Origin of the sequence: Solirhodobacter olei (genome assembly GCF_004010155.1) — a bacterium.
In the GTDB taxonomy this organism is placed as follows: domain Bacteria; phylum Pseudomonadota; class Alphaproteobacteria; order Rhodobacterales; family Rhodobacteraceae; genus Solirhodobacter; species Solirhodobacter olei.
Genome location: NZ_RRYH01000010.1, coordinates 1 through 17,477 on the forward strand (window position 1 = coordinate 1; position 17,477 = coordinate 17,477).

Below are 17,477 nucleotides of genomic sequence, written 5' to 3' on the forward strand. Positions count from 1 at the left end.
CGCGCCAGCAGGATGTGCTCGCGCGTCTGCGGCATCGGGCCGTCGGCCGCCGAAACCACGAGGATCGCGCCGTCCATCTGCGCCGCACCCGTGATCATGTTCTTCACGTAGTCGGCGTGGCCGGGGCAGTCGACGTGCGCGTAGTGGCGCGCCGGCGTCTCGTATTCCACGTGCGCGGTCGAGATCGTGATCCCACGGGCGCGTTCTTCCGGCGCCGCGTCGATCATGTCATAGGCCTTGAACTCGCCGAAATACTTCGTGATCGCCGCCGTCAGCGTCGTCTTGCCGTGGTCAACGTGGCCGATCGTGCCGACGTTCACATGCGGCTTGTTGCGTTCGAATTTTGCCTTCGCCATCTTTCTTCTCCTATCGGGCGGTGCGTGAGAACACGCACCCTACTGGGTTGGGGGTAGGGTGCGCGCTCGCGCGCGCACCGACCGTTATGCGTATTTCTTCTGGATCTCGTCCGAGATGTTCTGCGGAACCGCGTCGTAGTGGTCGAACTGCATGGTGAAGACCGCGCGGCCCGACGACATCGAACGCAGGTTGTTGATGTAGCCGAACATGTTGGCGAGCGGCACCATCGCCGTGATGACGTTGGCATTGCCACGGCTGTCCTGGCCCTGAACCATGCCGCGACGGCTGGTCAGGTCGCCGATGATGCCACCGGTGTATTCTTCCGGCGTCACCACTTCCACCTTCATGATCGGCTCCAGCAGCTTCGCGCCGGCCTTCTTCAGGCCCTCGCGCATACCTGCACGGGAGGCGATCTCGAAGGCCAGGACCGACGAGTCGACGTCGTGGAAGGCACCGTCGACCAGCGCCACCTTGAAGTCGATCACCGGGAAGCCCGCCAGCGGACCGGAGTCCATGACCGACTTGATCCCCTTCTCGACGCCGGGGATGTATTCCTTCGGCACCGCGCCGCCGACGATCTTGGACTCGAAGGAATAGCCTTCGCCCGGTTCCGTCGGGGTGATGATCAGCTTGACGCGGGCGAACTGGCCCGTGCCGCCGGTCTGCTTCTTGTGGGTGTAGTCGATCTCGGCTTCGCGCGAGATGGTCTCGCGATAGGCCACCTGCGGCGCACCGATGTTCGCCTCAACCTTGAACTCCCGCTTCATGCGGTCGACCAGGATGTCGAGGTGAAGTTCGCCCATGCCCTTCATGATCGTCTGGCCCGATTCGAAGTCGGTCTCGACGCGGAAGGACGGGTCTTCGGCGGCCAGGCGGGCGAGCGCGAGGCCCATCTTCTCCTGGTCAGCCTTCGACTTCGGTTCCACCGCGATCTCGATGACCGGATCGGGGAAGGTCATGGTTTCCAGAACCACCGGCTTGGCGGGATCGCAGAGCGTGTCACCCGTGGTGGTTTCCTTCAGACCCGCCAGCGCGATGATGTCACCCGCGAAGGCCTCTTCGATTTCCTCGCGGTTGATGGCGTGCATCATCATCATCCGGCCGACGCGCTCGCGCTTGCCCTTCGTGGAGTTCATCATCTGGTCGCCCTTCTTCAGGACGCCGGAATAGATCCGCGTGAAGGTGAGCGAGCCGACGAACGGGTCGTTCATGATCTTGAACGCGAGCGCCGAGAACGGCTGCGCGTCATCGGCAGACCGCTCGATGTTCCGGGTTTCCGTCTCGTCGCCCGGCAGGAAGCCCATGTAGGGCTTCACGTCCAGCGGCGACGGCAGGTAGTCGATCACCGCGTTGAGCAGCGGCTGGACACCCTTGTTCTTGAACGCGGAGCCCGCGGTGACCGGAACGAAGGTCAGCGACAGCGTGCCCTTGCGGATCAGCCCGTGCAGCGTCTCCACGTCGGGCTCGGTGCCTTCCAGGTAGGCTTCCATCGCCTCGTCGTCCTGCTCCACGGCAAGCTCGACCAGGTTGTGGCGCCACTCGTCGGCCAGTTCCTTCAGCTCCGGACGGATCGCCTGACGGGTCCAGGAGGCGCCGAGGTCCTCGCCCTTCCAGGTCCACTCTTCCATCGTGACGAGGTCGATCAGGCCTTCCAGCTTGTCCTCGGCGCCGATCGGCAGGGCGATCGGGCACGGGGTCGCGCCGGTACGGTCCTTGATCATCTTCACACAGTTGAAGAAGTCGGCGCCGATCTTGTCCATCTTGTTGACGAACACGATCCGCGGGACGTGGTAGCGGTCGGCCTGGCGCCAGACGGTCTCGGTCTGCGGCTCGACACCGGCGTTGGCGTCGAGAAGGCAGACGGCACCGTCGAGCACGGCGAGCGAACGCTCGACTTCGATGGTGAAGTCGACGTGGCCGGGGGTGTCGATGATGTTGAAGCGGTACTTGGTATCAGAGGTCCCCTCGGCGGTCGGATCTTCCTGGCGCTGCCAGAAGGTCGTCGTCGCGGCCGAGGTGATGGTGATCCCGCGTTCCTGCTCCTGCTCCATCCAGTCCATCGTGGCGGCGCCGTCATGGACTTCGCCGATCTTGTGGGACTTGCCGGTGTAGTAGAGGATCCGCTCCGTCGTCGTGGTCTTGCCCGCGTCGATGTGGGCCATGATCCCGAAGTTGCGGTATCGCTTAAGTTGGTAGTCGCGTGCCATCAGAATTGCCTCACCAGCGGTAGTGGCTGAACGCCTTGTTAGCGTCGGCCATCTTGTGGGTGTCTTCGCGCTTCTTCACCGCGGTGCCGCGGTTGTTCACCGCATCGGACAGCTCGGCAGCCAGACGCTCTTCCATGGTGTTCTCGTTGCGCTTGCGGGCGGCGATGATCAGCCAGCGGATGGCCAGAGCCTCGCGGCGCTCGGGGCGCACTTCGACCGGCACCTGGTAGGTGGCGCCGCCGACCCGGCGGGAACGCACCTCGACCGAGGGCTTCACGTTGTCGAGGGCTTCGTGGAAGCACTCGATCGGCTCGCGCTTGAGACGGGTCTGAACCCGGTCCAGCGCGTCGTAGACGATCCGCTCGGCAGTCGACTTCTTGCCGTCGATCATCAGGTTGTTCATGAATTTCGTCAGAACCCGATCGCCGAACTTGGCATCGGGCAGGACTTCGCGCTTCTCGGCGGCGTGACGACGGGACATGCTCTATCTCCTCACTTCGGCCGCTTCGCGCCGTACTTCGAACGCCGCTGACGGCGATCCTTCACGCCCTGGGTATCCAGAACGCCGCGCAGAATGTGATAGCGCACGCCCGGAAGGTCCTTCACCCGGCCGCCGCGGATGAGCACGACGGAGTGCTCCTGCAGGTTGTGCTTTTCGCCGGGGATGTAGCTGATCACTTCGTAGCCGTTGGTCAGGCGGACCTTGGCCACCTTACGCATGGCCGAGTTCGGCTTCTTCGGCGTCGTGGTGTAGACACGGGTGCAGACGCCGCGCTTTTGCGGGCACTGCTCCAGGTGCTGCGACTTGGATTTCCGGACGTTCGGCTGCCGCGGCTTGCGGATCAGCTGCTGAATAGTTGGCATACACTTTCCTCGTGTTAAGCCTGTCAATACTCACCCCCGGTCGGGGATGCCGCTTCTCGACATGCTCCGCGGCCTATCCGCAAAGCACCAAAACCGCATTCACCCCCTTCGCGAGGGCGACGCGGTGGAATTCCAGAGGATCGGGGCAAAGGCCCGGATCTTGACCACTTCCGTTCGTGACATGCAGGCAGGGAGGGTCCCCTCGCTGCCCGAAGTGCGCGCCGTATATGGGGAGTCGGGGGGGATGTCAACAGCCGGGGCGGGGGCGGGGCCTTTAGAGCAAGGGCGAAACCCCGCCGGCCATTCCCGACCCGAAACAGGGGGATACAACCCGGCCGAGGCTTCCGCCACCCCGGCCCGAAACAGCGGTGCGCAGCACCACCGGGCCAGCGGCCGTCCGCCCTCAAGGGCGGGCGCGCCTTGGGCCTCACCGCAAGACCCGTAGGGTGCGCATTCATTGCGCACCCTACGGCCTCAGATCATCCGCTTGATCGCCGCCACATGCTCCGCCTTGGCGCCGAGCGCATCGGCCGCCAGCGCCTCCACCTCGGCGTCCAGCGCCGCCTTCGGCACCAGCCGGTCGACGAGGCCCCAGCCCAGGGCCTCTTCCATCGTCACCCGCGCGCCAGCCATCAGGATCAGCTTCGCCCGCGCCGGCCCTATCAGCGCCGCCAGCCGCCCGGGGTCCGAGGGCTGCGGCAGGAACCCCAGCTTCATCACCGGGTAGAAGATCTTCCCGCTCTCCGCCGCTGCCACCCGCAGGTCGGCCGCAAGCACCATCCCCAGCGCGCCCCCGGCGACAGAGCCGTTAAGCGCCGCCACCGTCAGCCCCGGAAACCCCGCCACGGCGGCCGAGAGCCGTTCCCAGATGGGATCGGTGGCAAGCCCCGCCCGCGCCTCGTCCAGATCCGCCCCGGCGGAAAAGACGCTGTCGGTCCCGGTCAGCACCAGCACCCGGGCCCCGGCGGCGCGGGCGGCAGCGACGCCCTCCTCCAGCGCCACCAGCATGGCGCGGGTCAGCGAATTGGCCTTCTCCGGACGCATGATCCGGAGCCGCCAGATGCCATCCCGCGCCTCGGTGACGATCATGCCGGCAGGCCCAGCCGGGCGCGAATCGCAGCGTCGCGCAGCTGGATCTCCTGGCCGCGGAAGGCATCGGCATCGGCGGTAAACATCCAGACCAGCGCCTTCGCCGGCCAGTCGGCGGGAACATGCGCATTCGGGTCAAGGCGGCTGACCGGGTTGATCCCGCTGGCCTTGATCTTCACCTGCATCTCGGTCGCCACCGTTCCCGGCGAAAGCCCCATGACGCGGACGCCGGCAGGCCCGGCCTCGACATGGGCCACGCGGGTCAGCATCGCCGCACCCGCCTTGGCGGCGCAATAGGCGCTCCACCCCTCCAGCGGGTTGTGCGCGGCGCCCGAGCTGACGGTGATGATCGTGCCGGAATGCCGCGCCATCATCCCCGGCAGCACCGCGCGCATGCCGTTGAAGACGCCCTTCAGGTTCACGTCGATATTGCGGCCCCAGGCCTCGGCATCGGTCTCTGCAATATGGCCGATCGGGTCGATCATGCCGGCGTTGTTGATCAGCACGTCGACCGGGCCGAAGGCCGCCTCGACCGCCTCCAGCGCGGCGGCGACCGCCGCAGGGTCGGCCACGTCGCAGGCCACCGCGTGGCCGCCCGTCTCCTCGGCCAGCGCCGCGATCGCGTCCGCGTCGCGCGCCAGAAGCCCGACCTTCGCGCCCTCTGCCGCGAACTCCCGCGCCGCCGCCGCGCCGATCCCCCGGCTCGCCCCGGTGATCACAACGACCTTGCCTGCCAGTTCCGCCATAACACCCTCCGTCCTGCTGCTTTCGGGGCCTGTTAGCCCGTCCCGCGGGCCGAGGGAATCCCTTGACCGGCGCCCCGCCCCGCAAGATGCTGAGGAGAGATCCCTTAATGTATATCCGGAGAGGTTTATTATGAAGTCTTTGCGCCTGCTCGGCGCGGCCACGGTTGCGGCCGCCCTCCTGTCCGGCAGCGCCGCAGCCGCGCTGACGGCAGATGCCGTATGGTCCGCGCTGCAATCCCGCATCGAAGCCCAGGGCAGCAAGATCGCCGTCGGATCGAGGTCGAGCGCCGGCGGCACGTTGCAGCTGAAGGACGTGACGCTCACCACGGCCCATGGGCCGACCACCAGCACGGTCTCGCTGCCCGAGCTCGACCTCGCCGAGGGCGCGGACGGCAAGGTCACCGTCACCGCTGCGCCCGGCGCGACGGTGGCGATTCATGCCGCGCCCGAGCCTGGCAAGAAGGGCCAGGACCGCTCCGCCGACGTCACGCTGAAGCTGAGCCAATCCGGGCTGAAGACCGTGGTCTCCGGCACCACGGACGACCTGACGCTGCAGAGCAGCGCCGCCAGCGTCGGCCTCGCCATCGGCTCGATCGTCGCAGACGGCAAGCCGGTCGACGCCAAGGGCGGGATCACCTTCACCGGGATGGAGAGCACGGCGCATATCACCGGCACGGACCCGGCGATCACCGATGCAAGCGGCTCGGTACAGTCGTTCAAGCTCGCGCTCGACGTCGCAAACCCCGAGAAAAAGGGATCCGCCCATGTCGAGGCGGAGGTCGCAGACCTCAAGGGCACCAGCCATGCCGTGCTCCCGAAGGGCGTCGACATCCAGGCCGACATGGCCAAGGCGCTGGCGGCGGGCTACAGCCTGTCGAGCGCGCTGACCCACGGGCCCGCCAGCCTCAAGGTCGCCTATGTCTCGCCCAAGGGGCCCGGCACGATCACCGGAAGCACCGGCACCGGCACGCTCACCGTCGACATGAGCAAGGACCACCTGCGCTACGGCGCGCAGGACAATGACAGCGAGCTGACCCTGCAGGTGCCCGACCTCCCCCTGCCGGAGGTCAAGATTAGCCAGAAGTCGGGAGAGTTCCAGCTGACCGTGCCGATTGCGAAATCCGACACCCCGCAGGACTTCAGCCTGCTGACCCGGATCATCGGCCTCAGCGTGAACAAGGAGGTCTGGGGCCTCTTCGATCCGACCGGCGCACTGCCCCACACCCCCGCGACCCTGATCGTCGACCTCGCCGGCCAGGGCAAGCTGGGGATGGACCTGCTCGACCCGAAGCTGGCAGAGCATCCGCCGATGGATCCGGGCCAGTTGCAGTCGCTGAAGCTGAACCAGCTTCAGCTGACCGCGCTCGGAGCAGAGTTGACCGGCAAGGGCGCCGTCACCTTCGACAACTCCGGCCCGGCGCCGCGCCCCGTGGGCGATGTCGAGCTGAAGCTCACCGGCGGCAACGCGCTGATGGAGAAGCTGACGCAGATGGGCCTCCTGCCCGAGAACCAGGCGGCAGGGGTGCGGATGATGCTCGGCATGTTCACCGAGCCCGCCGGCGACGACGTGCTGAAGACCAAGATCGAGTTCAAGCAGGACGGCGCCATCCTCGCCAACGGCCAGCGCATCCAGTAGCGGGTTTGGGCGCAAGGAACAAAAGGGCCGCCCCGGGCAACCGGGGCGGCCTTCGCCATCTCAGGCCGCATCTCAGGCCGCAGCCCCGCCCGTCAGCGCCATGCGGAACAGTCCGCCGTCGCGCGCCACCGGCTCGAAACCGCAGGCCCGGTAGACGGTTTGGGCATGCCAGTTCCCGCTCGCCGTGCCGACGGTAAGGAAGCTGCACCCCGCCGCCCCCGCCCGCGCCGCCGCCGCCCGGATCAGCCGCCGGCCAAGACCCTTTCCGCGCGCCACCGGCGCCACGTAGAGGTGATGCAGGTCCATCCCCCGCAGCCCGAACTGCAGCTGCGCCCGCGGACAGAGCGCGGCATAGCCCAGTAGCCCGGTCTCCCCCTCCGCCACCAGCACCTGGAGCCAGGGCGCGGGCCCCAGCACGTCGCGTGCCAGCGCCGCGACATCCGCCCGCGCCGTGTCGCCGTGATGCGCGGCAAGCGCCGCCACCATTGCCGCCAGTGCCGGCAGGTCCCCCGCCGCCACCGCGCGGATCCGCACGCCAGCCCCCGCGTCGTCTTCAGTTTCGATATCGCCTTCCATCTTCCTCTCCATCCTCGGGTTCTGCCCGCCATGGTTCGGAAGAAAAGGCCGCCCCATGGCGGCCTTCGATCACATGCGAAAAGACCACCGCCGCTATCTGCGACGGCCGTAAAAGAGCCCGGTGGTCTGCTGCATCGTGGTCATGGCGGCGATCCTTCGGGCAATCGGGCGCGCTGTCAAGCGCGCCGCGCCCTCGCTCCCCTGCCCTCCTCGCCCTCGAAAGCGCCCGCGGGCGGGTCAGCGCCCCATCCACCCCTCGCGCAGGATTGCCCCATCGGTGCTTGCAGTCCGGGCCCGGCCCCACTAGGTCCGAATGGTCCGAACCGAAAGGCCTGGCCATGCCCGATACGCTTGAATCCCTTGCCCATGCGCTGCTCGAGGCAGCCACGAAGGCAGGCGCCGATGCCGCCGACGCGCTCGCCGTCGAGGGCCGCTCGATCTCGGTCGAAACCCGGGCGGGCAAGCTCGAACAGGCCGAACGCTCCGAGGGCGTTGACATCGGCCTGCGGGTGCTGATCGGCCAGCGCCAGGCCTGCGTCTCCGCCTCCGACACGCGGGCCGAGACCATGGCCGCAATGGCCGAACGCGCCGTCGCAATGGCGCGCGAGGCGCCGGAGGATCCCAACATCGGCCTCGCCGACCCGTCCGAGATCGCGCGGGACTGGGATCTCGCCGCGCTCGACCTCGCCGACCCGGCCGCCGAGCCCGCCGCCGCCGCGCTGGAGGAAGACGCGCTCCGCGCCGAGGCCGCCGCCCGCGCGGTGAAGGGCGTGAGCCAGGTCGACGGGGCGGGTGCCGGCTATGGGCGAAGCGCGCTGCACATCGCGCTGTCGAACGGCTTTTCGGGCGGGTTCGCGCAGACCTCCCGCTCGCTCTCCTGCGTCGCGATCACTGGCACCGGCACGGGGATGGAGCGGGACTGGTACGCCGACGCCCGCACCTACCAGGCCGACCTGATGGATGCAGAAGAGATCGGCCGCCGCGCCGGCGAGCGCGCGGTTTCCCGCGCCGGGGCCCGGAAGCCCAAGACCGGCGCCTATCCCGTCGTCTATGACGAGCGTGTGGCCGGCTCGCTGATCGGCCACCTGATCGGTGCGATCAACGGCAGCGCCATCGCCCGCGGCTCCTCCTGGCTGCGCGACGCCCTGGGCGAACAGGTGCTCCCCACCGGCCTGACACTGACCGAGGATCCGCACCGCCCCCGCGTCAGCGGCTCCCGCCCCTTCGATGCCGAGGGCCTGCCGACCCACGCCCGCAGGATCGTCGATGCCGGCGTGCTGACCGGCTGGACGCTCGACCTCGCCACCGCCCGCAAGCTCGGCCTCAAGAGCACCGCGAACGCCAGCCGCTCCACCTCTGCCCCGCCCTCGCCCGGGACCTCGAACCTCCTCCTCACCCAGGGGACGCAGACCCAGGCGGAGCTGCTGGCCGAGATGGGCACGGGGCTTCTGATCACCTCGCTCATGGGCTCCTCGATCAACCCGACGACGGGGGACTATTCGCGCGGCGCCTCCGGTTTCTGGGTCGAGAAGGGCGAGATTGCCTACCCTGTCAACGAATGCACCGTCGCCGGAAACCTGCGGGACATGCTTAAGACGCTGACCCCGGCCAATGACGGTCGCGACTGGCTGTCTCTCGTCTGCCCGTCGCTCCGCGTCGAGGGGCTGACCCTTGCCGGAGAGTGACCTCCAGCTCCTGACCCGCGCCGCGCGCGAGGCGGGCCAGATCGCCATGGCCCATTGGCGGCATTCGCCGGAGGTCTGGCAGAAGCCCGACGGCGCCGGCCCCGTCACCACCGCGGATATCGAGGCCGACCGCCTGATCGCTACCGTCCTGCGCTCCGCCCGCCCCGACTACGGCTGGCTTTCCGAGGAAACGGAGGACACCAAGGCCCGGCTCGATACCAAGCGCATCTTCATCGTCGACCCGATCGACGGCACGCGGGCCTTCATCCAGGGCGAGGCGGGCTTCGCCCATTCCATCGCGGTCGCCGAAGCCGGCGAGATCACCGCCGCCGTGGTCTTCCTTCCCGCGCTGGAGCTTCTCTACACCGCCTCCATCGACACCCCGGCAGAGCTGAACGGCGCGCCCCTGACCCCTTCGGCCGTGCATCGGGCCGAGGGCGCAAGCGTGCTGACCAGCGGCGGCGCACTGGCGGCAGAAAACTGGCCCGGCGGCGTGCCGGACCTGAAGCGCGCCTTCCGGCCGTCGCTCGCCTGGCGGCTCTGCCTCGTGGCGGAGGGTCAGCACGACGGCCTCGTCACCTTCCGCGACACCTGGGAATGGGACATTGCCGCCGGCGCGCTGATCTGCGCCCGCGCGGGGGTGACGGTGACCGACGGCACCGGCCAGCCCTTGCGTTTCAACCGGGACTCGCCGCTCGGCCCCGGTGTTCTGGCCGCGCCGCCCGCGCTTCACGCCGATCTGCTGTCCCGCCGCCTCGGCCACTGACACGCGCGACCAGCCCCACGCCCAGCACCGTCCCCCGCGCGCTCCGCAAGCCCCCACGCCCCTGCCGCCCTCGTCTTGACCCGGGGCCGCTTTTGGCTAGGGTCGCGGCCAGATCCCCCAAGGAGCAGAACAATGGCCCAGCGTCTCCATCTCGTCTTCGGCGGCGAACTCGCCGACCCGTCCAAGAACGTCTTCAAGGACGTCTCGCAGATCCACATCGTCGGCATGTTCCCCGATTACCAGAGCGCCCATGCCGCCTGGAAAGCCGAGGCCCAGCGGACCGTGGACGACGCCCACATGCGCTACTTCATCGCCCATATCCACCGGCTGCGGGACGAGGAACAGGCCGCCGGCCCGACCGAGGAACTCGGGGCCTGACCCCGACCACCATGCCGCGCCCGGCAGGCCTTTCGCTCTACCTCGCGCTGACCGCCCGGCGCCGGCGCGCCGCGCGGGCCGAGGACGCGGAGCCGGCCCGTCCGCGCGGGCCGCTGATCTGGCTGCACGTGCCGCGGGCCGAGGGGCTTTCGGCAGCGATGGAGCTGGTCCGCCGCCTGTCCGAGGAACGCGCGCGGCTGACGATCCTGCTCACCTGCCCCGCCGATCCGCCCGCCCTGCCGCGGCGCGTGCTCCACCGCCCGCCCCCGGTCGAGGATCCGGCCCGGCTCGCCGCCTTCCTCACCCACTGGCAGCCCGAGGCGATCGCCCAGGTTGGCGGCCCGCTTTCGCCGGTGCTGCTCGCCGGCGCCGGGGCGCAGCGGCCCTTTCACCTGATCCAGCCAGACCTGCCCGCGCCGATGCTGCTGCGGCTGATCCCCGGCCTTTCGCGCGGGTTGATGGGGCCCCTGGCGCGCATCCTCGCCCCCCATGCCCAGGACGCCCGCCGCCTGCGCCGCCTCGCCGGCCCCGGCGCCGCGATCGAGACGCTGGCGCCGCTGGAGCCGGTGCCGGAGGCGCTCCCCTGCAACGACGCCGAGCGCGAGGCGATGACAGCCCAGCTCGCCGCCCGCCCGATCTGGCTCGTCGCCGGCCTGCCGGAGGCGGAGCTGCCCGCCGTCATCACCGCCCATCGCGCCGCGCTCCGGCTGGCGCACCGGCTGCTGCTGATCGTGGTGCCCGAGAACCCCGCCGACGGCCCCCGTTTCGCAAGGGCGCTGGCGGAACCCGAAGGCTGGCTGACCGCCCTGCGCTCCATCGACGAGGAGCTGGGCGAGGAGACCCAGGTCTACGTCGCCGATACCGAGGGGGAGATGGGCCTCTGGTACCGCCTCGCGCCGATGAGCTTCCTTGGCGGCAGCCTTGCCGGGACGGGCAGCCTGCGCTCGCCCTACGAACCGGCCGCGCTCGGCTCCGCCATCCTGCATGGCCCCCGGCACGGCGGGCACGACCCGGCCTTCGCGCTGCTCGCCCGGGCGCACGCCACGCGCGAGGTTCGCTCCGCCGCCGAACTGGGCGAGGCGGTGGGCGATCTTCTCGCCGCCGACCGCGCCGCGGCGCTGGCGCATGACGCCTGGGCCGCAACCACGGCCGGGGCAGAGGTGACGGACCGCGTTGCCCGGCTCCTCCTTGGCGCGGTGGAGCCGCCGAAGGACGCGCAATGACGCCGCCCGGCTTCTGGCAGAACCCGCCCTCCGCGCCGGGCTGGCAGGCCCGGGTGCTGGCGCCTCTCGGCACGCTCTATGCAATGGGGACCGCCCGGCGGCTGCGGCAGGGGCCGGGGGAACGCGTCGGCCCGCCGGTGATCTGCGTCGGCAACCTCAACGCCGGCGGCACAGGCAAGACGCCGACCGCCATCGCGATCGTCGAGCGGCTGAAGGCCCGTGGCCTGACCCCGCATGTCGTGTCCCGGGGCTACGGCGGCAGCCTCACCGGCCCGACCCGTGTCGACCCCCGCCGCCATCGCGCCGCGGAAACCGGGGACGAGCCACTGCTGCTGGCCGGCTTCACGCCCTGCTGGATCGCCCGCGACCGCGCCGCCGGCGCCCGTGCAGCGGCGGCCGGAGGGGCAGACATCATCCTGCTCGACGACGGCTTCCAGAATCCCGGCCTCGCCAAGGACCTGTCGCTCGTCGTCGCCGATGCCGCGCTCGGCTTCGGCAACGGCCGCTGCCTTCCCGCCGGCCCGCTGAGAGAGCCCGTCGCCACAGGCCTCGCCCGCGCCGACCTGATGCTGACGATCGGCGGACCCGAAGCGCAGGACCGCTTCACCCGAACCTGGGGCGCCGCCACCGCCACGCTCCCCCGCCTCACCGGCGCGCTGGCGCCGCTGGAGATGGGGATCGACTGGCAGGACCACCCCGTCATGGCCTTCGCCGGCATCGGCCATCCGGAAAAGTTCTTCGCCACGCTCCGCAGCCTCGGCGCCCGGCTTCTTCGGACCGAGGCGCTGGCCGATCACCAGCCCCTCTCCGAAGGCCTGATGCGCCGCCTCGACGCCGAGGCCCGAGCGGCGGGCGCCCAGCTCGTCACCACCGAGAAGGACGCCGTGCGCCTGCCCGAAAGCTTCCGGATGCGCGTCCTCGCCCTGCCGGTACGGCTTCAGCTTGACGACTGGGCGCCCCTCGACGCGGCATTGGACCGCATCCTGCCGATCCGCTGAGGCCGCACCCGCCGCGGGGGACGACCGGGACCGGGTGCATCGGAAACGCCGCGCAACGTCATCAGGTCAGGGAAAGGTCCCCCGCCTCTCAGTTCAGCTGGAACTGCAGCGGGTAACGGCCGTCCTGAAAATCGCCGAACAGCTCGGGCAGGTCGGGGTGGTCGACCGGCTCGCCGGTCTCGTCCGGCACCAGGTTCTGCTCCGAGACATAGGCCACGTAGTAGCTCTGATCGTTCTCGGCCAGCAGGTGGTAGAACGGCTGGTCCTTGGAGGGGCGGCTTTCTTCCGGGATGGCCTGGTACCAGTCCTCGGTATTGGCGAACATGGCGTCCACATCGAAGACGACCCCCCGGAAGGGGTGCTTGCGGTGGCGCAGAACCTGGCCGATATGATACTTCGCTTGCGTGGCCAACATCATGAACTTCGTCCCCTGAACTGGTTTACTAATCCTCACGCGTATTCCTGTCCATCCGGCGAAGTTGAAAAAACCAACGCCGATTGTGGTACGAAACCCGACAGTTACCCTCCTGCCGCCTCATCCGGGTCAGCATTTGACCCGGTCATTGACCAAGAATTCGCCCCACGTCCGCGACGCGGGCATTCCCTTGCCACCTCATTTTCGTTATTCTTAACACAAAATAAGAATGTGAGAGGCAGATGGGCAAGTTCTTGCGGGCAGCGCTGCTGCTCACCATTTTGGCATCCTGCGGCTACCGGGCACCGCCGCAGAATCAGGACGACGCCTGCGCGATCGCGCGGGAAAGGCCAGGATACATGCGCGACATGATGGCAACGGAACGCCGCTGGGGCGTGCCCGTCGCGGTGCAGATGGCCACGATCTACCAGGAATCCGGCTTCAGGCGCGGCGCGCGCACGCCCTACCGCTGGGCGCTCGGGATCATCCCGATGGGCCGGGCGTCCTCGGCGCTCGGCTATGCCCAGGTGCTGAATTCCACGTGGGACGACTACCGATCGCAGACCGGCCGCTACGGCGCCAGCCGCAAGAACTTCCGCGACGCGTCGGATTTCATCGGCTGGTACATGGACCGCTCCTACCGCCAGGCGGGCATCCCGAAATCCGATGCGCGGGACCAATACCTGGCCTACCACGAGGGCATCGGCGGTTACCTGTCGCGCAGCTACCGCTCCAAGGGCTGGCTGATCGGGGTGGCAAACCGGGTGGAATCCCGCGCCAAGCTGTACAACACCCAGCTTCTGTCCTGCGGCTGGTACTGAGGGCCCGCCGCAGCCTTCCTCCTTCGCCAACCCGCCGGGCGCGGCGCTAGCGGCCCAGCCGCTTCTGCGTCTCGGCGCGGATGTCGAACAGGCTGTCGGGCAGCGTCATCCCGGTCTTCAGCGCCGAAAGCTGCACCTCGGTCCGCCCGCCGGAGGCATCGGTGATGATCCAGCCCTTCAGCGTGATCGGATCGGCAGCGAAGTAGAGCGCGATCTGCCCGTCGTCGGGATGCGCCGGATCCTGCGCCACCACCTCGGTCAGCCCCCCCGGCGTCTCGCGATGCGACACGACCATCTTCGCCTCCCCCAGGTCGATCCGCGGCGCCAGGATCAGCGCCAGCGGCGTGCGGCCCAGCGGGTACTGCTCCGGCGGCTGGTTCGACTTCGGATCGAAGACCGCAACCGATCCCGCCCCCGCGATTACCAGCGCCTTGTTCGGCGGGTCGTACTGGAAACGCATCCGGTAGGGCCGGTGGATGAACAGCTCGCCGTTGGAGACGGTCCCGTCGGAATTCTTCTGGGCGAAGGTCGCCTTGGCGGTGTCGAGCGCGTTGAGATAGGCCGAAATCGCAGGCAGCGGGATCTCGGCGGCGCCTGCCGCGGCGGGGCTTGCCAGCAGGGCGCAAAACAGGGCCACGGCACAGGCACGAAGGGAACGGAGCATGGTCATGGCCTCGATCTAGGGGCGGGGGCGGTCACAATCCATCCCCCACCGGTCACGGCCTGCGGAACACGCGGCTGGATGGGCGGCGATCCGCCCTATTGCTCCGGCACCAGGATCTCGCGCTTACCGACATGGTTCGCCGGCGTCACCAGCCCCTGTTCCTCCATCTGCTCGACCAGGCGCGCGGCCTTGTTGTAGCCGATGCCCAGCTTGCGCTGGATGTAGGAGGTGGAGCACTTGCGGTCCTTCAGAACCACCTGCACCGCCTGATCGTAAAGCGCATCCTCGCCGTCGGTGTTGCCGCCGAGGCCGAGAACCAGGTCGATGTCGTCGGCCTTGTCGTCCTCCGGCCCGTCGACCACGCCCGACATGTATTCCGGCGGGCCGAAGCTCTTCAGATGGGTCACGATCTCCTCGACCTCCTCGTCAGAAACGAAGGGGCCGTGGATCCGGGTGATCCGCGCGCCGCCGGCCATGTAGAGCATGTCGCCCATGCCGAGAAGCTGCTCGGCCCCCTGCTCGCCAAGGATGGTGCGGCTGTCGATCTTCGACGTCACCTGGAACGAGATCCGGGTGGGGAAGTTCGCCTTGATCGTGCCGGTGATGACGTCGACAGAGGGCCGCTGCGTCGCCATGATCAGGTGGATGCCCGAGGCCCGCGCCATCTGCGCCAGCCGCTGGATGCAGGCCTCGATCTCCTTGCCGGCGACCATCATCAGATCGGCCATCTCGTCGACGATGACGACGATATAGGGGATCGACTTCGGCTCGAACTCCTCGGTCTCGAACACCGGATCGCCCGTATCCTCGTCAAACCCCGTCTGGATCGTGCGCTTGAACATCTCGCCCTTGGCCAGCGCCTCGCGTACGCGGCCGTTGAAGCCCTCGATGTTGCGCACGCCCATCTTGGACATCTTGCGATAGCGTTCCTCCATCTCGCCGACGACCCATTTCAGGGCCACGACCGCCTTCTTCGGATCGGTCACGACGGGGGAGAGGAGATGCGGGATACCGTCATAGACGGAAAGCTCCAGCATCTTCGGGTCGATCATGATCAGCCGGCATTCCTCGGGCGAAAGCTTGTAGAGGAGGCTGAGGATCATGGTGTTGATGGCGACCGACTTGCCCGAGCCGGTGGTACCGGCAATCAGCAGGTGGGGCATCTTGGCGAGGTTGGCGACGACCGGATCGCCGCCGATGTCCTTGCCGAGCGCCAGCGGCAGCTTCATATGGCTGTCGCCGAAGTCGCGCGCGGCGAGGATCTCGCGCAGCACCACCTTCTCGCGGCTGGCGTTCGGCAGTTCGATCCCGATGACCGAGCGGCCCGGCACGGTCGAGACCCGCGCCGACAGCGCCGACATCGAACGGGCGATGTCATCGGCCAGCCCGATCACGCGGCTGGCCTTCAGCCCCGGTGCCGGTTCCAGCTCGTATTGGGTAACGACCGGGCCCGGGCGGACCGAGACGATCTCGCCCTTCACGCCGTAGTCGTCCAGCACGCTTTCCAGCATCCGCGCGTTTTCCTCCAGCGCCTCCTGGGAAAGGTAGTGGCGGGTCACGTCGGCGGGGTTGGTCAGAAGGTTGAGCGGCGGCGCCTCGTACGCGATCCCCTCCGGCGCATCGAAGCGCAGCGCGGGCTGGGCCTCGGCGCGGGCCTGGCGCGAAGGCTGGGCGGGCTTGGCCGCCGGGGCCTGCACAACACGCCGGGGCTCGGCCTGGGAGGGCAGGAAGCGCGGCGTCTCCTCATAGTCCGGATCAACGTCGTAGGGGTCGAGCGGCTCGAGCATCTCGTCGGCCGGTTCCTCGGCGAAAAGCGTCGGCTGGGCGGGCGCCTCGCCCGCGGTCACCCGCGGCTGCGGCGGCAGGCCGGTGCCGGGCCCGCCCCGGCCCATCACGGGCGGCTCCATCCGCGCGGCGGCGGCGGCCGGCGCAGGCGACAGGACGAGCGGCTTCGGTCCGCGGAAGCGCGGCGCGGTCGGCTCGACCGGCGCCGGGGCCGGGCGGCCGCGGGCGCTGATCGCATGAGCGATGCGGGCGCGGATGCGGTCCTCGCTCGGCGCATCGGACCATTCGTCCTCGGCGAAGGTCGGCGCCACCTGCTCCGGCTCCGGCGCCGGGCGGCGCTTGAGCGGCGACATGCGGCTGAGGAACGAACCGCGCGCGGGCTGCGGCGCCGGCGCGGGGGCCGGGGCGGCGGCATAGGCCGGGGCCTCCGCCATCGGCACGGCATGGCGGCGCGCGATCAGCGGCTCGGGCCGGCCATAGCCGTCCTCCTCGCCACGTCCCAGCGCCGCGTCCATCATCTCGGCCTCGCGCCGCGCGGCCTGCCGGTCGCGGATCGCCGCGGCGGCCTTGACCGAGCCCACCGCCCCGGCCTGGGCCGCGCGATAGGACCCCGCGGCGCCGTGGCGGGTCATCCGCAGGATCATGTCATAGGTCCGGATCGTGCCGACCAGCAGGAACCGCCCCACCACGCCCAGTTCCGCCAGATCGAAGCCCAGAACGAAAAGGCTCATGCCGATGAACCCCGCGCCGACCAGGACGGACAGCAGCTTCAGCGACAGCCCCACGCCGAAGGGCAGCATCCCGATCAGCGTGCCAAGCACGGTGTCGCCGAACAGCCCGCCAAGGCCGAAGGCATGGCCCCAGTCCGCCGCCGGCGTATAGGTCGAGGCGAAGATCGAGGTCAGCGCCACCGCGATCGGCGCGAAGATCACCCGGTTCATCGCCCGGTCCTCGCCGCGATGGGTGACCAGCCGCGCGCCCCAGGTCAGCAGCGCCACCGGCACACCCCAGGCACCCATCCCCGCGATGACGACAAGCGGCGAGGCGACGGTGGCGCCCAGCGTGCCCAGAAGGTTCTTCGTCGGCGCATGTGTGTCCGACATCCAGCCCGGATCGCCCGGCGCGTAGGACCCGAGCAGGATCACCGCCAGCACCCCGAGCGCCAGCAGCGCGAGGCCGATCAGCTCCTTGCCGCGCCGTTCCAGCAATGCCTGGGTGTCCTGATCCAGAAGCGGATCGCGCTGCCTCATCTGATAGGATGCCATGC

At 69.1% G+C, this 17,477-nt stretch carries 17 protein-coding genes; 7 read left to right on the forward strand and 10 right to left on the reverse strand.

Annotated elements, in window-relative coordinates; all coding sequences use genetic code 11:
* From EIP85_RS08560 to EIP85_RS08585, 6 genes are all read right to left on the reverse strand, one after another.
* A partial coding sequence (locus tag EIP85_RS08560; RefSeq protein WP_206615486.1) for a GTP-binding protein occupies positions 1 to 356 on the reverse strand: 356 nt, incomplete at its 3' end.
* Between the two features lie 84 nt (positions 357 to 440).
* Positions 441 to 2,564 (reverse strand): elongation factor G, encoded by a 2,124-nt coding sequence (fusA, locus tag EIP85_RS08565; protein WP_127901767.1) that lies wholly within the window; start codon positions 2,562 to 2,564, stop codon positions 441 to 443.
* A 10-nt stretch (positions 2,565 to 2,574) separates the two neighbouring features.
* On the reverse strand, positions 2,575 to 3,045 hold the full coding sequence (gene rpsG, locus EIP85_RS08570) for a 30S ribosomal protein S7 (protein ID WP_127901768.1): 471 nt from the start codon (positions 3,043 to 3,045) through the stop codon (positions 2,575 to 2,577).
* A gap of 11 nt (positions 3,046 to 3,056) precedes the next feature.
* Positions 3,057 to 3,428, reverse strand: a complete 372-nt coding sequence (gene rpsL, locus EIP85_RS08575; protein WP_127901769.1) for a 30S ribosomal protein S12 — start codon at positions 3,426 to 3,428, stop codon at positions 3,057 to 3,059.
* Between the two features lie 474 nt (positions 3,429 to 3,902).
* Positions 3,903 to 4,517: an enoyl-CoA hydratase/isomerase family protein gene (locus EIP85_RS08580; RefSeq protein ID WP_127901770.1), complete on the reverse strand. Its 615-nt coding sequence runs from the start codon at positions 4,515 to 4,517 to the stop codon at positions 3,903 to 3,905.
* Positions 4,514 to 5,263, reverse strand: coding sequence for an SDR family oxidoreductase (locus EIP85_RS08585; protein ID WP_127901771.1), 750 nt, complete (start codon positions 5,261 to 5,263; stop codon positions 4,514 to 4,516). The genes EIP85_RS08580 and EIP85_RS08585 overlap by 4 nt, the downstream gene beginning before the upstream one ends.
* A 130-nt stretch (positions 5,264 to 5,393) precedes the next feature.
* On the opposite strand from EIP85_RS08585, the gene EIP85_RS08590 reads away from it, so the two are divergent.
* A complete protein-coding gene (locus tag EIP85_RS08590) occupies positions 5,394 to 6,899 on the forward strand; it encodes a DUF2125 domain-containing protein (protein WP_127901772.1) in 1,506 nt (501 codons plus the stop codon).
* A 72-nt stretch (positions 6,900 to 6,971) separates the two neighbouring features.
* Here EIP85_RS08590 and EIP85_RS08595 read toward each other — a convergent pair whose 3' ends face one another.
* Positions 6,972 to 7,475, reverse strand: coding sequence for a GNAT family N-acetyltransferase (locus EIP85_RS08595; protein WP_164871680.1), 504 nt, complete (start codon positions 7,473 to 7,475; stop codon positions 6,972 to 6,974).
* A 338-nt stretch (positions 7,476 to 7,813) separates the two neighbouring features.
* On the opposite strand from EIP85_RS08595, the gene EIP85_RS08600 reads away from it, so the two are divergent.
* From EIP85_RS08600 to lpxK, 5 genes are all read left to right on the forward strand, one after another.
* Positions 7,814 to 9,160: a TldD/PmbA family protein gene (locus tag EIP85_RS08600; RefSeq protein ID WP_127901774.1), complete on the forward strand. Its 1,347-nt coding sequence runs from the start codon at positions 7,814 to 7,816 to the stop codon at positions 9,158 to 9,160.
* The gene (locus tag EIP85_RS08605; protein WP_127901775.1) at positions 9,147 to 9,926 is read left to right on the forward strand and encodes a 3'(2'),5'-bisphosphate nucleotidase CysQ; all 780 of its coding nucleotides are present in this window, start codon (positions 9,147 to 9,149) and stop codon (positions 9,924 to 9,926) included. Before EIP85_RS08600 ends, EIP85_RS08605 begins: the two co-directional genes overlap by 14 nt.
* Before the next feature lie 132 nt (positions 9,927 to 10,058).
* A complete protein-coding gene (locus EIP85_RS08610; protein WP_127901776.1) occupies positions 10,059 to 10,304 on the forward strand; it encodes a DUF4170 domain-containing protein in 246 nt (81 codons plus the stop codon).
* 11 nt (positions 10,305 to 10,315) lie between these two features.
* A complete protein-coding gene (locus EIP85_RS08615) occupies positions 10,316 to 11,527 on the forward strand; it encodes a 3-deoxy-D-manno-octulosonic acid transferase (protein ID WP_127901777.1) in 1,212 nt (403 codons plus the stop codon).
* Complete coding sequence (lpxK, locus tag EIP85_RS08620) at positions 11,524 to 12,525, forward strand: tetraacyldisaccharide 4'-kinase (RefSeq protein ID WP_127901778.1); 1,002 nt, start codon at positions 11,524 to 11,526, stop codon at positions 12,523 to 12,525. The genes EIP85_RS08615 and lpxK overlap by 4 nt, the downstream gene beginning before the upstream one ends.
* 88 nt (positions 12,526 to 12,613) lie before the next feature.
* Here lpxK and hspQ read toward each other — a convergent pair whose 3' ends face one another.
* The gene (gene hspQ / locus EIP85_RS08625) at positions 12,614 to 12,940 is read right to left on the reverse strand and encodes a heat shock protein HspQ (protein ID WP_127901779.1); all 327 of its coding nucleotides are present in this window, start codon (positions 12,938 to 12,940) and stop codon (positions 12,614 to 12,616) included.
* Positions 12,941 to 13,182: 242 nt separating this feature from the next.
* Between hspQ and EIP85_RS08630 the strand changes: the two genes are divergently transcribed.
* Positions 13,183 to 13,761, forward strand: a complete 579-nt coding sequence (locus tag EIP85_RS08630) for a transglycosylase SLT domain-containing protein (RefSeq protein WP_127901780.1) — start codon at positions 13,183 to 13,185, stop codon at positions 13,759 to 13,761.
* 46 nt (positions 13,762 to 13,807) lie between these two features.
* Here EIP85_RS08630 and EIP85_RS08635 read toward each other — a convergent pair whose 3' ends face one another.
* Positions 13,808 to 14,425 (reverse strand): LolA family protein, encoded by a 618-nt coding sequence (locus EIP85_RS08635; protein ID WP_127901781.1) that lies wholly within the window; start codon positions 14,423 to 14,425, stop codon positions 13,808 to 13,810.
* A gap of 95 nt (positions 14,426 to 14,520) precedes the next feature.
* The gene (locus tag EIP85_RS08640; protein ID WP_127901782.1) at positions 14,521 to 17,475 is read right to left on the reverse strand and encodes a DNA translocase FtsK; all 2,955 of its coding nucleotides are present in this window, start codon (positions 17,473 to 17,475) and stop codon (positions 14,521 to 14,523) included.
* Positions 17,476 to 17,477 lie beyond the last annotated feature (2 nt).

Excerpts from the sequence above, each read along its gene's own strand:
- fusA (WP_127901767.1), bottom strand. The coding sequence starts at position 2,564 with ATGGCACGCGACTACCAACTTAAGCGATACCGCAACTTCGGGATCATG.
- rpsG (WP_127901768.1), bottom strand. The coding sequence starts at position 3,045 with ATGTCCCGTCGTCACGCCGCCGAGAAGCGCGAAGTCCTGCCCGATGCC.
- rpsL (WP_127901769.1), bottom strand. The coding sequence starts at position 3,428 with ATGCCAACTATTCAGCAGCTGATCCGCAAGCCGCGGCAGCCGAACGTC.
- EIP85_RS08580 (WP_127901770.1), bottom strand. The coding sequence starts at position 4,517 with ATGATCGTCACCGAGGCGCGGGATGGCATCTGGCGGCTCCGGATCATG.
- EIP85_RS08585 (WP_127901771.1), bottom strand. The coding sequence starts at position 5,263 with ATGGCGGAACTGGCAGGCAAGGTCGTTGTGATCACCGGGGCGAGCCGG.
- EIP85_RS08590 (WP_127901772.1), top strand. The coding sequence starts at position 5,394 with ATGAAGTCTTTGCGCCTGCTCGGCGCGGCCACGGTTGCGGCCGCCCTC.
- EIP85_RS08595 (WP_164871680.1), bottom strand. The coding sequence starts at position 7,475 with ATGGAAGGCGATATCGAAACTGAAGACGACGCGGGGGCTGGCGTGCGG.
- EIP85_RS08600 (WP_127901774.1), top strand. The coding sequence starts at position 7,814 with ATGCCCGATACGCTTGAATCCCTTGCCCATGCGCTGCTCGAGGCAGCC.
- EIP85_RS08610 (WP_127901776.1), top strand. The coding sequence starts at position 10,059 with ATGGCCCAGCGTCTCCATCTCGTCTTCGGCGGCGAACTCGCCGACCCG.
- EIP85_RS08615 (WP_127901777.1), top strand. The coding sequence starts at position 10,316 with ATGCCGCGCCCGGCAGGCCTTTCGCTCTACCTCGCGCTGACCGCCCGG.
- lpxK (WP_127901778.1), top strand. The coding sequence starts at position 11,524 with ATGACGCCGCCCGGCTTCTGGCAGAACCCGCCCTCCGCGCCGGGCTGG.
- hspQ (WP_127901779.1), bottom strand. The coding sequence starts at position 12,940 with ATGTTGGCCACGCAAGCGAAGTATCATATCGGCCAGGTTCTGCGCCAC.
- EIP85_RS08630 (WP_127901780.1), top strand. The coding sequence starts at position 13,183 with ATGGGCAAGTTCTTGCGGGCAGCGCTGCTGCTCACCATTTTGGCATCC.
- EIP85_RS08635 (WP_127901781.1), bottom strand. The coding sequence starts at position 14,425 with ATGCTCCGTTCCCTTCGTGCCTGTGCCGTGGCCCTGTTTTGCGCCCTG.
- EIP85_RS08640 (WP_127901782.1), bottom strand. The coding sequence starts at position 17,475 with ATGGCATCCTATCAGATGAGGCAGCGCGATCCGCTTCTGGATCAGGAC.